Raw genomic sequence first — 13,553 nt, forward strand, 5'->3', positions numbered from 1 at the left:
TTATTCTTCAATTACCTTTAAGAAGTTGACATACATTTTAGCTGCATGTGCGCGTGTAATAAAATTAGTAGGATTAAACAAACCATTTGAGCCCTGGGCAATATCAAAATCATATAAAAAAGTGATTGCTTGCTGAGAATTCATTGTTAGCTTCGCAATATCATTCAGGGGTGCAATATTTTTTGGTATATAAGGCTTACCTGTTTTATGTGTAAAGGCATTAGCTAGCATAACAGCTAGTTCCTCACGTGAAATTGATGAGGAGGGTGAAAATTTATTGGACTTTTCTACTAATATATTGGCATCGTAAGCAGCAGCAATTTCTTGTTTTGTTTCCTCTTTATATGAGTCAATGTCCGTAAAAGGTGCATTTCCTGAACTTGTTAAATGAAGAGCGCGCACTAAAATCGATACAGCCTGTACACGAGTTAAATTGTTATTTGGCTTAAAAGTATTGTCCTCATAGCCCTTTAGTAATCCTTTAGCTACTGCAGCTTCGATATCAGCCTTTGCCCAATGAGATTGTGTATCCTTAAAGCTCACTTTAGCTGGAGAAACTGTAGGTTGATTTGGCTGAGCTGGTGTTGATGGATTATTATTTGGCTTTTTATCAGATGTATCATATAGCTTTGTTTTGCCTGCAAGCAGTCTGTTATACGCTACTAATGTATAAGAAGCCTGCTCTGTTGCCATGCCGTTAGCTACAGATTCAGTTAATACATGCTTGAAGCCACCATCTTTTGCATTATAGAAGGTGAAAAAGCTTTCAAATAACTTATTAAAACGCTGATCTTTTTTGGCATCAATATTCAAGCTAGCAAGTGCTGTAATAATTTGTGCAACACTTTCTAAGTTTGTTGTTCCCCAGCTCTGATAGCTACCATTAGCTCCTTGCAAGTTTTCTAATGTATCAAGTGCTTTATTAATAGATGCCTTAACATCCGCTCTATCTTTATAAGTTGAAAGAGCTTGAATAGCCATTGCTGTCATATCTGGATCGGCTTTCGCTCCCGTTAAATTCCATCCACCATCAGGCAATTGCTTTGCTAGTATGTGCTGAATAAGCTTTTCGCGTGTCGTTGTGGCAGTTTTAGGAAGCTCGAAGCCCCATGTATCTAAAGAAATTAATGCGAAATAAGCACCATTCGGCCCTTGCCATACTACATTGTCAAAGTCACTTAATTTTTCAACTATATTGTAGCCACCTACATTTGTAGGGTCTTTTCCGATAGCAGTAAGCGCAATAATTAAACGGGAATATTCAGTATATTTACGTTTGTGTAATTCACCTTTTACTGATTGTACATGCTTTACGACATTATCATAATATTTATCGTAATAGTCTTTCGAAACATTATATTCACCACGTGCAAGGGCAATAATAAACCACTCATCACCAAAAGAAGGGTTTGGTGCTTTATTTACGATAAACTGCCCTGTTGTCTGATACGCCTCTGCCGTTGATACCTGCTGTGCAGAAACTGGAACCACAATAAGCAACAGCGCAAGTAGCATGATCAGCAATGATAATCTTTGTTTCATTTGAACAACCTCCATTCTATAAAAAGGGACTAACCCAAAAGCGTAAGCGTTTAGGTTAGTACGGATGATTACATAATGTCTGCGATATTTAACGTACGTTTTAGAATTTTCGCTGTTTGCCCTCGTGTTAACGAAGCACCTGGATCAAATGAGCCATCCGGTTTTCCTGTCATAATATCCAGACTATTTAATAGCTTGATATAAGGTAAGTACTCAGCACTAATTTTACTAGAATCATTGTAATGAACCTCTCCCTTTGCTTTCACATCGGCATTTAGATATTCTAAGATTCGTGCCATAAATGCTGCGCCTTGCTGACGTGTAATTGGTGCCTCCGGATTAAATGTTGAAGCCGTTGTACCCTTCGTAATACCTGCTTCGTACAGAGCTTGGATATCCGTTGCATACCATTTGCCGTCAGTATCACTAAATGGATTTTCTCCTGTTGCTTGTAATCCAAGTGCACGGCTAATTAATACTGCAAATTGTGCACGAGTAATTGGTTTATTTGGCTCAAATGTTTCTGGAGTTGTGCCTTGAATGACAGAACGACTCGCTAAAAACTCGATTTCTTCTTTGTTTGCTAAATGTGCAATATCATTAAATGTGACTGTTCTTTCAGTTACTATAAATGTGCCACTTCCTTTTAAGAACAGAACTATTTTGCCGTTCACAATTTTATGTGGTACTGGCTTGTATTCACCACCAACAAGCTGTAGAACAACAGTGTTAGATTTTACTTCGAAAGCAGCTAAAGTAACCTTTAAGTAATCTTGCTTTATTGAAAGTGGTTTTAATCTACCGTTAGTAGCTTCTATGGCAAAGCTAACAGTAAATTGGTTGCCTTCTGCATGTGTTGTCATAGAGGCAATAATTTTTTCATTTTTTGCAAGTTCAATGTCTGAAAGAGCAGATATTGAAATGTCTATTTGGTTGCCTTTTTCATCTTGAACCACAATTGTTTTACTTTGATTTTTAAGATGTTTTTGAATATCATCAAGTGTCAATGCTATCTCGGCTTTATCATTTTTAGAATTTACTTCGTTTTCTTCGATCACTTTATTGTCTTTATTTTCTTCCTTGTCCGTTTTTTCTTTTTCTTCTTCCTTATTTTTTTCATCTAAGATGTCTTTGCCCTTTTCAGGTGTTTTCTCTACATCTTCAACATAACCGCCAATATCTTTTCCTAAGTCAAGCGTGTAAATCCATTCAACGGTGTCGTTTGGAGACAATGTGTAATTCGCCGCTGAAAATGAAGGGAATACGCCATTTACACGGTACATCCAACCGCTTAAAGGGCCACGATCAAATTCATAAACACCTGCAATTCCGTCAATATATGTTCCGTATTCTGTTTGACGATAGCTTAATGCTACACCATTTTCAGCAGCTACTCTTTGCAAAACGTCAAAAACGGTTTCACCAGTAAATAATTTTGTTGTTGTTGTTTTTAATGGTACTTCAGAAGATGAAATTTGAATGGAAAATGTTGTATAGCCAATTTCCTCTTTTTCAGCAGGAACGGATGGCTGATTACCATTGTTACCAGGAGAGGAAGGCTCGTCATCATCACTACCATCCTCGCCACCAGGCTTAGTCGGCTTGTTTTTCGTGTCTGACATATTATAGAGCGGTGTTTGTCCGCTTAAAAGACGGTTGTAAGCTGCTAGAGTATAGCCAACTTGAACTGTCGCCATACCATCTGCTTTTGATTGGCTTTGAACATGTTTAAAGCCACCGTCACCAGAGCTAAATGTCATAATATTAGCAATAACTTTATCGAATCGTTTATCTTTATTTGCATCAATGCCTAAGCTAGCAAGTGCTGTTATAACTTGGGCAGCGCTTTCAGCAGCTTCCGGGCTGCCCGCTGTCGAAATATAGCCACCTTTAGCGGTTTGGATAGCTACTAATTGAGCGATTGAGCGATCAGTTACAGCCTTAACTTGTGGATTACTTTGATATGGTGCTAATGCTTGAAGTACCATCCCTATCATATCAGGATCAGGATCAGTACCGCTCCATGCAAATCCGCCACCATTTTTTATTTCCTTTGATAAAATACTTTGAATTAGTTTATCACGTGTTGTTGTTGCGGTTTTAGGTAATTCAAATCCCCAAGTATCCAGTGCAATTAATGAAAAGATAGACGAGTTGACACCAGGGCTTGTAGCAAAACTCAAATCTGATAACTTTTCAACTAGATTGTAGCCAGCAACATCTCTCGGATCTTTCCCAATTGCTGTGAGAGCGATTATAACTCGAGCCCAGTCTGTTGCTTGAGTGCCTATTTCCCCATTTGTTGCTTTTACATGATTAACGAGATTGCGATAATATTTATCATAATAAGTTGCATATTTTGCAGTATGATCACCACGAGCTAATGTTAAAATAGTCCATTCAGACCCATAAATGGGCTCATATGAACCTGACGTCAAGTAGTTCGCAACAGCATTGTATATTTCAACTGTTGTCGGTTGTAGTTCAACTAAGCGCTTTTGTAAAGCTTCTAGTTGGGTATAATTTGTTACTCTGCTTTGATGTGCAGGTAATAGCTTATCATAAGCCTGCTGTGCTTCAAGAACTTTTAAATGATCAGCCCAAGTAAGTGCCTCTACAGTAGGAAGTGCATTAATTTTTTCGATAACTTGTTTAATATCATCCTCTGCATTAATCATTTTCTCCTTTTCAAGGAGGTCGTTATAGTTTGATACTCCTTTGGAGGCACCAGGTATATTGTTTGGATTAGCTAACTTTTTCAAAGCGTCTTTTGCAGTTTTTAATTGTTCTTCTGCTAATGGGCTATTTATATCAATAGCATCAATTAACAGTTCAACATATCGAACTTCTTTTGCAAAAAGGTCTTCCTTATTGGCTACTTTTTTTTGTTCTGCTGTTGGTATAGCAGCATATTTTTTTCTTGCATGATCGAGTTGCTCTTTTATTGCTGAATCAATTGTTAAATCTTCTATTTTAGGAAGCGCATCGATAACAAGAAATACATATTTAACTTGTTTTGCTGCAAGTTCTTGATTAAATACTAGTATATCTGCTGGATCTGTTATTTTTTTTAGATCTCGATAACCAGATGTTTTAATCAGGGAATTATATCTTTCACGAACTGCATCTAACTTCTTATCCAATTCATCACTTAAAAAGTTTATATCTTCAGGTGCAGGTAAAGCGTTGCTAGGGTCTTGCATATAATATCTAAAATAGGCAATTTCTTTTTCTAGTAACTGAAAAAAATAAGGTAGTTTATTATCGGAGATTAAAAGAGTACGAGCCGGAGCTTTTACTTTACTATCTAGTACTCGTGCTTGCTGTAATAGCTGATAGGTTGCTTCATCGGCTCTTTCGATTGTAGGTAGGGCGATAATAAAATCTATTGCCTCCCGTGCTTCGGGTGAAATAACATATACAATAACTGTTTTAGATCCACCATCTAATTGGGCGGTAATGACTGTCTCTCCGATTGCCTGAGCTATTACGCTCCCATTTGTGTCAACTGTTGCAATTCCAGAGTTGCTTGAAGACCATGTAACTGTGGCACTATCATCTGTTGTTGCGTTAGTGGCAGTAAGTTGAAATGTTTCTCCTACTAATAATAGTAAAGGTTCCTCAGTGTTTAGCTGAATATCGCTAATTGCAACGGGCGCATTCTCTACTAATGGAGCTAGTTCCGCTGCATCTTCTAATGGTATAAGATCATCTAATTCAGCTTCTTCATCTGTATGCGGTGCTTTTTCCTGTTCTGTTAAATCCTCTACATCTATTTCATTCTTAGACTCTGTAGCATTGTCCTGCTCTTCTGAATCATCGGGTTCAATATCATTGATGTTTGGAGTAGGATCGAGTAAATCCCCTTCAAAATGCTGTGCCTTAATTGCAGTGACTGGAGAAAATAGCGATACGATTAAAATAAAAATAACTGCTATATGTAGCTGCTTTTTCCATATAGTCATATAAACACTCACTTCCTTTATAAATAATTAAATACTGACAAGCTGAATTAATTCATCTTGTCAGTATCCATTTATCTAGCTATTGTACTTTTACTTCAAGTGGCTCACTTGCTGAACTACCGAATAAAGCATTGGCAGAGGCTGTAATGGTAATAGTACCTGCTTGTGCTTGACCTGCAAATGTAATAACAGCTTGTTGGTTTGCATTCATAGTAACTGACTGAGCTGTTAATGTTGTTGTCCCTGTGTTAATTGTCCAGTTTGCTAAATTAGAGCCGTTTGGTGTCGTAAATAAATCACCAGTTAAATTTACCGTAACGGATGGATTGTTATCATTTACTGCAATTACACTTGCTGTTTCTAATTTAGACCATGTAGTGTAATAAATATGAACGACATCATCAGCCTGTAATTGATACTCAGCTAATCCAAAATTGGGGCTATATCCATTTACAGTGTAGACCCAGCCATCCCAACCATTTAAACTGCCTGCCGCAAGTCCATCAATTGATTGAAGATATGGACCATATTGAGTAGAAACTACTACATAAGGAATACCCTCGGCATCTAATACTTGCTCTACAAGCTCTAGCGCAGTTGTCCCTTCTTGAACATTTACTGTTGTTCCTTCTAAAATTTCATGGCATGAACCAGTACCGCATAAACCTTTTACTGATAACTGAACATCAAAATCTGCTGATTGTGCTTCTTGACTTACAGGCTGTAATACTGCTGCACTGGCTGATGGTGTTACGAGCGAAAATGCTAAAAGTAGGACTAACGCTAAATGCCACCATTTTTTGAAACGAACCATTTGTAAAACCTCCTATTTTTATTATTTCGTGAATGTTTTTGCAATTAACTCGAAAATAAAAAGATGCTTCTCCAAAATGGGGAAGCATCTAATGGAAAACAGAAAAAAGGCGCAAAAACGTAGTTTGCCTGTCCGTCTATTTGCCGTAAGTTCTCCTAGCTTCCGAAGAGAGTTAATACGATGGAATAAAGGCAGGTCTCCTGGCTCGTGTATCCTATTCAGAACCTTCCCATCTACTGAAGGCATTTTTCCTTGTTCGACAGTGGTATTTTCTGTAGTCATCTACACTTACAGTTGCGGAAACAGCTTCGGCTTTAAACCGAATTCCCTATTAAGCTCTTAAAAGAGCACCTTTATACTGCAATTGTTATTCACTTAATGTTAAGTCTAGCATATATTTCTATTTTTCGAAATAGTTTAACAAAAAGAATTATGCTTTATAGAAGTAGTAAGCTTTAAAAGAGGAAGTAAACATCTAGTATCAATATTACTATTCCTATTAAAAAGCAATATGATAATATAAATAGATAGATAATATAAATCGTATAATAGAGAGTGAGCGGGCAAAAAGGGTTTACCCATTTAAATATTAAGCAAAACAAAAAGCTGCACAGTTAATGGCAGCTTTTTGTTTCATCTGTTTTCAGCAACGTATACGGTGATTGTGATAAATAATAAACGGTGAGTCCCGTATATAGCTGTGTCTTTCACTTAATCTATCCATCTTAGCTTTATAAATTTTTTCTTTTGTATTCTTAGTACTCTGCAGCAATTGCTTGATAGGCTGAAGTATAGAAGTCTTCAGGCTTTTTGCTGTTTGTTTCTTTTTATAAGGTTTGCTACCGTACTTGAATCGTTGTCATTGCAGACGCTTTAATCGTCTGATGCTGTGGGGGGGCTTTTGGTTCAATCAGTAATGTTGAGTAGTATGCATCAGCAATGGTGATTAAGTAAATGACAAAAAGTAATTGTTTTGTTCAATAGTTCAAAAATGTTTTTCTCCTTTTTAAGTGCAATTCATTAAAAATGTATAATAGTAATACGAGCAACCATTAGAAAGGTTTCAACCATACTTAAATATTTGAAAAAAAGTTATCTCACTTAAAATGTTTGCAGGCTATTTATGGTTTTTAAACGAATCAATTGGTCTCGTCTATAGCTTGTTGAATTAGATTTGTTAAAGAAGCAATCCCCTTTTGCTCTAAATGTACGCCGTCTGGAGCGAAAAACTCAGGATGGTTAATTGCAGTTGCATGCCAATCAATTAAAGTAATGTTTTCATATTCCTGTGCTTTCTGTTGTAATGCTTGATTTACTTTCCCCTCCCAAGAACGTGGTACACGCGTATTTACTAAATAAATATCAGCATTGGAAAAAGCCTTTAAAAGGGTATCTATTTGTGTATTGGTAAAATACCCGTTTGTTCCAAGCTGAATGATGACTGCTTTATCTGGTTGATTAAAGCTTGCATAATTAGGAGCTAATTTAACCGCTTGTGAAACTTGGCGACCAATCTTTGCATCTATGGTAATGCTAGGGTAGATATTATGTAAGCTCGAAGCAATATCTATCATTACAGAATCGCCAATGGCTAATATTCCATTATACGATTCATGAACAGGATGAACTTCTGTCTCATTTTCCCCCTGATGAGGCTCAACCGCATTTTGATCCGAATTTGAATCAACACCCTCTTCTTCATCACTTAATGAACCTGGCTGAGATGTTTCCTGCTCCTTTTCAGAATCACGATGGGTTGAATGCTGCTCTGTTCCACCATCTATTTTAATAGTCGTTGGCCGTGATTCAATAGATTCTATTTTTTCTTCGCCCACAACCCCTGTCATTCCTGTAAAAAATACTAGGAGGAAAAGTGGAATGAGCGTGGTTGAAATTTTCCTAGCAAGCGTGAAACTTCCCCATTTGTGTTTATTGAATACAAAGTACTGTCTAAAATAACAGCGGAACCCATCCTTACGAATCGGCATTTCGATAAAACGATAGGATAGTTCTGCAATTGTAAAGATAATCAGCAGTTGTAAAGTAACTCGCCAATAGGCTGGATTACCAATTTCTCGTACTGGAGTACCTAGCACAATAATCGGATAATGCCATAGATAAATCCCGTACGATCTTGACCCAATCCAACGCAAAGGCTTCCAAGAAAGTAATTTTCCCAAAATGCTAACTGGGTGACAGACGCAACCAATTAAGATAGCTGCATTTAAGCAAAATACGAACATCCCTCCTCTATATAGGAAAGATTGATATTCATTCACAAACAAAATACTGACAATGAAAACACTAAAAGCTACTAAGCTTACACTATTTAGTTGGTAGACATGATTCGTAGAGATTTTTTGTGATGAAAGTCTTTTCATCGGCCAGATAAGAGCTAACCAGCAACCTATTAGCAATTCAAAGGAACGCGTATCTGTTCCATAGTATACACGACTGGGATCAGCGCCTGGTTGATATAGTATAGCCATTAGCATTGCAGAACCGAGTGCTCCCAAAAAAACGAAAATGGCGAGCTTATTTTTCTTTTTGGCAATAAGAAGCCCTAGCATTAAAAGGATTGGCCATAATAAATAAAATTGTTCCTCAATGGCTAACGACCATAAATTCTTCAATGGTGAAGGGGAACCAAAACTATCAAAATAGGAGAGTTTGTGAAAAATAAACCACCAATTACTTGAATAAAAAATTGAGGAAATTGCATCACCACGTAGTGTATGAAGTAGCTCCTTATGAAATAGTGTCGCCCATGCAAATGTTACAATAATCATGACATAAGCAGCTGGAAGTAAGCGTCGAAATCGTCCTATCCAAAACTTTTTTAATCCAACAGTTAACTTATTTCCTTTTAAAGGTAAAATAGTTGAAGTAATTAAATACCCCGATAAAACAAAAAAGATATCGACTCCTAAAAATCCCCCACTGGCCCATTTGAAATTAAAATGGTAAGCAATAACAGCTAATACTGCTAATGCTCTAATCCCGTCGAGTCCAGGGATATAACGATGATTGAATGACTTGCCTGACATAATATTCCTTCTCCCAATATTTTATAAACCTTTTTCCATGTATTAAATAATATAGCCAAACATCGTCTCCTTTTGTATGTTCACTTATATAATGACGAAGAAGGCACTTTAAAAGTTGATCATAAGTGCTCTATTCGTAAAATTTTTATTCGTCTATTTTTATGCATACCGTAAATCTATATGTATGTGCATTCCAAAAAAGCATCTCCATTAATGGTAGATGCTTAAAAGCGTATTTGCCTAATGCATATGCCTTAATCGTAAGAGCTAACTCGAAAATTATAAGGCATGAAATAAACAATTTAAAGGCTTTTCACTATAAAAATTTTTGGTAATTTTTTATAATCAGGCACTTTGTCCAAGACACGATTTCGCCTTCTTTAACATTAGTAAAAAGAAGGCGAATCATTCTGCTAAATCTCTATTATAATTCCTGTTTTTCTGTAATAAAGGATTTCGCAATGGCTTTCCCAATTATAGCGATTGTACGATTCAATTCTTCTTCTGTATTATCTATTCCACCTAGTTCAATTAAAATCATTTCCTTTGTCAAATCCTGGTTATAGCGTCCATCCACATTATCACCGCTTTTAGAGATCACACCTCTAGAAATTTTCGGCACAATTTCATTCATAGCAGCTGATAAGCTTTCTGCATAAGCAGTATTCCATCTATAATTTTTATGCTCTGCTCCTACAACGATGGCAATACGAGCATAGGACTCATTGTTGTGTGTAATCGTTGTAGCATTTTTCTTGGCAGAATCTCGATGCAAATCAATAACTAAATCATAGGTTTGCTCTTGCAAACGTTTAGATAAATAAGGACGCACCGTATTATAAGCATCTGGAAAAGTTTTTCCCTCAAGTTTCATTACCTTCATAACGTCAACATCTAAAACATCTGTTTGAATACCATTCATACTAAAATGCTTAGAAATAGTACCTTGTAAATTAAAAATATTTGTTTTGTCATGATAAACTTCTGCTTTCCCGCTGACAGCTTTCACCATAGGTTGATAGGATTCCTGAGAATGCGTAAACAATAATAATACTTTAAAAGGATTCGTTTCTATTGTCTGCTCTAGTGCACTTTGTTCAGCTAGATTCGTAGCAGCAAACACGACTTGCTTATCCTCGGGTTGTTTAATCGGAGTCGATGCTTGCTTGTTGAACGGAAGTTGCCCAGCAATGACAGGTAATACGAAGAAGAACAATAATAAACCAAATGACCACTGTAGTTTTTTTAGCAAAGTCACACCCTCCTCCCCTTATCGTATGGAGGGGGTGGACCTTTTAGAACGAAAAAAATTAGAGTTTATTTGCCCATTTCATCAGCATAGATGAAACAAGTTTTGCATAGTTATCTATCCAATAATCTGCTTCCTTTGGCGTCACCATCAGCTGTGTATGTGATCCTGCGAACGTCTCTTCAAACAATTGTTGACGCTCCTCCTTTGACCAAGTAGCCCACTCACCAAAGATTGGTTTTACTAAAGACATATCTAATTCTTTATTGATATCTGGTTGCCAAGATGACAAAGACAATTTGGATGACGGCTTACTCCGTTCTGCAACCCGTGCGGCTATCGATCGCATCATAAGTTCTACAGCATCTGCTATTAATACAGGCGCATCCACAACTGTGGGTATACCAATTGCTGTTACGGGAATTCCCAGCATTTCATAGGAAATCTCCTTACGCTGATTACCTACGCCAGAACCTGGATGTATACCAGTATTTGTTAATTGAATAGTTTTACATAATCGATTGCTAGCTCTTGTCGCCAATGCATCCACAACAATAATTAATTTAGGCTTTAGTCGCTCAGCTATTGCAGCTACAAACTCTCCTGTTTCATAGCCTGTTTGTCCTGTTACACCTGGCGCATACATGACAAATTTTTCATCTATTACATCCAGGCTATGCAAATGATCAATAAGATATGGTCCTATTGCATCGGGCGTAATGGTACGATTACCCAGACCAATAATTAAAATTTTATCGTCTTTATTCCAAGAGATTGCTTCATGCATTTTCTTAAAATTTACAAGCAACTCATTCTCAAGCTGCTCAAATCCGTCGTGATCATCTAGCGTCAAGGTTGGTACTGAGAGAGTAATATATTGACCTTCCTTTTTACCTATTTTCTTTTCACCTTCTGAGTCCACTAATACATCTGTAATCTTTACTCGTCCAGCAGTCCGATCTTCAATTTGAATTCCGCTCGATTGTTCAAGAGTATCTTTTTGCTCTTTCGTTTGATGTAAAACAACCTCTTCAGATTCATCGATTAAATCCGTACGTTGCCAATTTAAATTTTGCATACAGTTCACCTCAATCTATAGTTTGTTCAAACTGTCAAGTAAATATTCTTTGCATAAATCTATTGCAATTTGGCCAAGCGTTTGTTAAAATGATTTTTGTTGTATTGACACAAGAAATCAATGAGAAGATATCATCTCGTACCTAATTTAGGAGGTGAAAGATATGCCAAACATTAAATCTGCAATTAAACGCGTAAAAGTTAACGCTAAAGCTAACGCTGCTAACTCTCAAGCTAAATCTGCAATGCGTACTACAGTGAAAAAAGCTGAAAACGCTGTTGCTGCTAATGCTGAAAACGCACAAGAACTTTTACAAGCAGCTTACAAATCTTTAGATAAAGCAGCTTCAAAAGGACTTATCCACAAAAACGCGGCGGCTCGTAAAAAGTCACGCCTTGCTAAAAAAGCGTAATTGTTTAAAGGATCAGTATACTCTATAAGGGTAGCTGGTCTTTTTATTTATAGGGATAAAGAAGAGCTGTCCATTTTAACATTGGACAGCTCTTCTATTACTGATTAAAGTTGACGCAATAAAAAAAGCTCTAAATAACGCTCACGATTTCCCCCAGTCGATTTTAACTGTAAATCGACTTCTGCTAATTGATACAATGCTTTCAGCAGACTCTCCTCCGATGGACGATTACGCTGCTCCACCATTAATTTCACACGATATGGATGTATCTTTAAATTTTTTGCAATTTGCTGTGGATGATAGCCTTTTTTCAATAAATAAAATACATTGGACATCGTTCGTACATTGGATGCAAGCAATCCAACAAGCATGATTGGCTCTTGCTTTTGACGCAATAAATCATGGTAAATCGTCAAAGCCCCGACAGAGTCATTTGCAAAATAAGCATTTAACATTTTAAAAGCATCCTGCTCTAATGTTTTAGCGACTAAATCCTCGACTAACGAAGTTGTAATCTCTCCTCCATCACCTAAATAAAGACTTAGCTTCTCAATTTCCATTTGTAGCTGCAGCATATTAGGTCCAACCATCGCTACAAGTTGCTCAATGGCATTTTGTGTAATACTATTGCCTTCTGCTTTTACGACACTTTGAATCCATACGGCTAGATCCTGTTCTTTTGGTGTTTCAGCCTGTACTAAAAGCGCATGTTCCTTCATTATTTTTGTTACTTTCTTACGTTCATCTAATTTTTCATAGGGTGCGATAAATATAGTTATCGAAAAATCAGAGGGATTCGCCAGCCATGCCTCCAATCGCTTAATGTCATGGTCGATTTTTTCCTTTCCCTTTTCAGTCGCTTTTAAAAAAGAGGCATTTTTGGCTATAATAAGCTTACGCTCAGAAAAAAAAGGAATGGTATCTGCTTCATCCATCACAGCATCCACTGGGACTTCCTCTAATTCAAATGTAGACAATTCTAGCTCTTCTTCTGGCCCCATTGCCTCTTTTATACGTTTCACCGTTTCATCTATAAAATAGTTTTCTTCACCAACGAGTAAATAAACTGGTGAGAGTTGTCCTTTTTTGATATTGTTCCAAACCGTTGAAATCATACTTTTCCCTCCATCTAGCAATACTATTAGTATACATCATTTATTTTCCCTATGTGACTTTGACTGAATTGTGTCGATTCCTTGCCACTGCGTGAATTCTCCTTTTCGATATAGCTTTTATGAAAATGATGTCTTATAATAAATAACAGAATTGGAGGGATAACAATGAATCCATTTGAAGGAAAAAACATACAATGTCGCCGTAATGATGCAATCGATTCTGGCGTTGGTTTCGGTGTATCATTTGGAGTGTTTACACTTATGTTTATCATCGCAACTGTAGTAGAATTCGTATCTAAATAATCGAACAAAATGTACGAAGGAAAAAGAC

General features: G+C 36.8%; 9 protein-coding genes and 1 riboswitch. Of the genes, 2 read left to right on the forward strand and 7 right to left on the reverse strand.

The features are described 5' to 3' along the window. From QNH24_RS17550 to gpr, 6 genes are all read right to left on the reverse strand, one after another. Nucleotides 1-1,542: an S-layer homology domain-containing protein gene (locus tag QNH24_RS17550; protein ID WP_283868817.1), complete on the reverse strand. Its 1,542-nt coding sequence runs from the start codon at nucleotides 1,540-1,542 to the stop codon at nucleotides 1-3. A gap of 68 nt (nucleotides 1,543-1,610) precedes the next feature. Continuing rightward, on the reverse strand, nucleotides 1,611-5,507 hold the full coding sequence (locus QNH24_RS17555) for an S-layer homology domain-containing protein (RefSeq protein WP_283868818.1): 3,897 nt from the start codon (nucleotides 5,505-5,507) through the stop codon (nucleotides 1,611-1,613). A gap of 79 nt (nucleotides 5,508-5,586) precedes the next feature. Continuing rightward, nucleotides 5,587-6,321, reverse strand: coding sequence for a DUF4430 domain-containing protein (locus tag QNH24_RS17560; protein WP_283868819.1), 735 nt, complete (start codon nucleotides 6,319-6,321; stop codon nucleotides 5,587-5,589). Between the two features lie 173 nt (nucleotides 6,322-6,494). After that, nucleotides 6,495-6,691, reverse strand: a riboswitch (cobalamin riboswitch). A gap of 769 nt (nucleotides 6,692-7,460) precedes the next feature. Next, a complete protein-coding gene (locus QNH24_RS17565; RefSeq protein ID WP_283868820.1) occupies nucleotides 7,461-9,368 on the reverse strand; it encodes an acyltransferase family protein in 1,908 nt (635 codons plus the stop codon). A gap of 424 nt (nucleotides 9,369-9,792) precedes the next feature. Next, on the reverse strand, nucleotides 9,793-10,626 hold the full coding sequence (gene spoIIP / locus QNH24_RS17570; RefSeq protein WP_283868821.1) for a stage II sporulation protein P: 834 nt from the start codon (nucleotides 10,624-10,626) through the stop codon (nucleotides 9,793-9,795). Between the two features lie 52 nt (nucleotides 10,627-10,678). After that, nucleotides 10,679-11,695 carry a GPR endopeptidase gene (gene gpr / locus QNH24_RS17575; protein ID WP_283868822.1) on the reverse strand — a complete coding sequence of 339 codons (1,017 nt, stop codon included), beginning with the start codon at nucleotides 11,693-11,695 and terminating at the stop codon, nucleotides 10,679-10,681. A gap of 163 nt (nucleotides 11,696-11,858) precedes the next feature. On the opposite strand from gpr, the gene rpsT reads away from it, so the two are divergent. Continuing rightward, nucleotides 11,859-12,107 carry a 30S ribosomal protein S20 gene (gene rpsT / locus QNH24_RS17580; protein WP_283868823.1) on the forward strand — a complete coding sequence of 83 codons (249 nt, stop codon included), beginning with the start codon at nucleotides 11,859-11,861 and terminating at the stop codon, nucleotides 12,105-12,107. Nucleotides 12,108-12,211: 104 nt separating this feature from the next. On the opposite strand, the gene holA is transcribed toward rpsT, so the two are convergent. After that, nucleotides 12,212-13,222, reverse strand: a complete 1,011-nt coding sequence (gene holA / locus QNH24_RS17585) for a DNA polymerase III subunit delta (RefSeq protein ID WP_283868824.1) — start codon at nucleotides 13,220-13,222, stop codon at nucleotides 12,212-12,214. A 165-nt stretch (nucleotides 13,223-13,387) separates the two neighbouring features. Between holA and QNH24_RS17590 the strand changes: the two genes are divergently transcribed. Beyond that, nucleotides 13,388-13,525: a YqzM family protein gene (locus QNH24_RS17590; protein ID WP_283868825.1), complete on the forward strand. Its 138-nt coding sequence runs from the start codon at nucleotides 13,388-13,390 to the stop codon at nucleotides 13,523-13,525. The last annotated feature ends 28 nt before the right edge of the window (nucleotides 13,526-13,553 follow it).

Source organism: Lysinibacillus pakistanensis (assembly GCF_030123245.1).
GTDB lineage: Bacteria > Bacillota > Bacilli > Bacillales_A > Planococcaceae > Lysinibacillus > Lysinibacillus pakistanensis.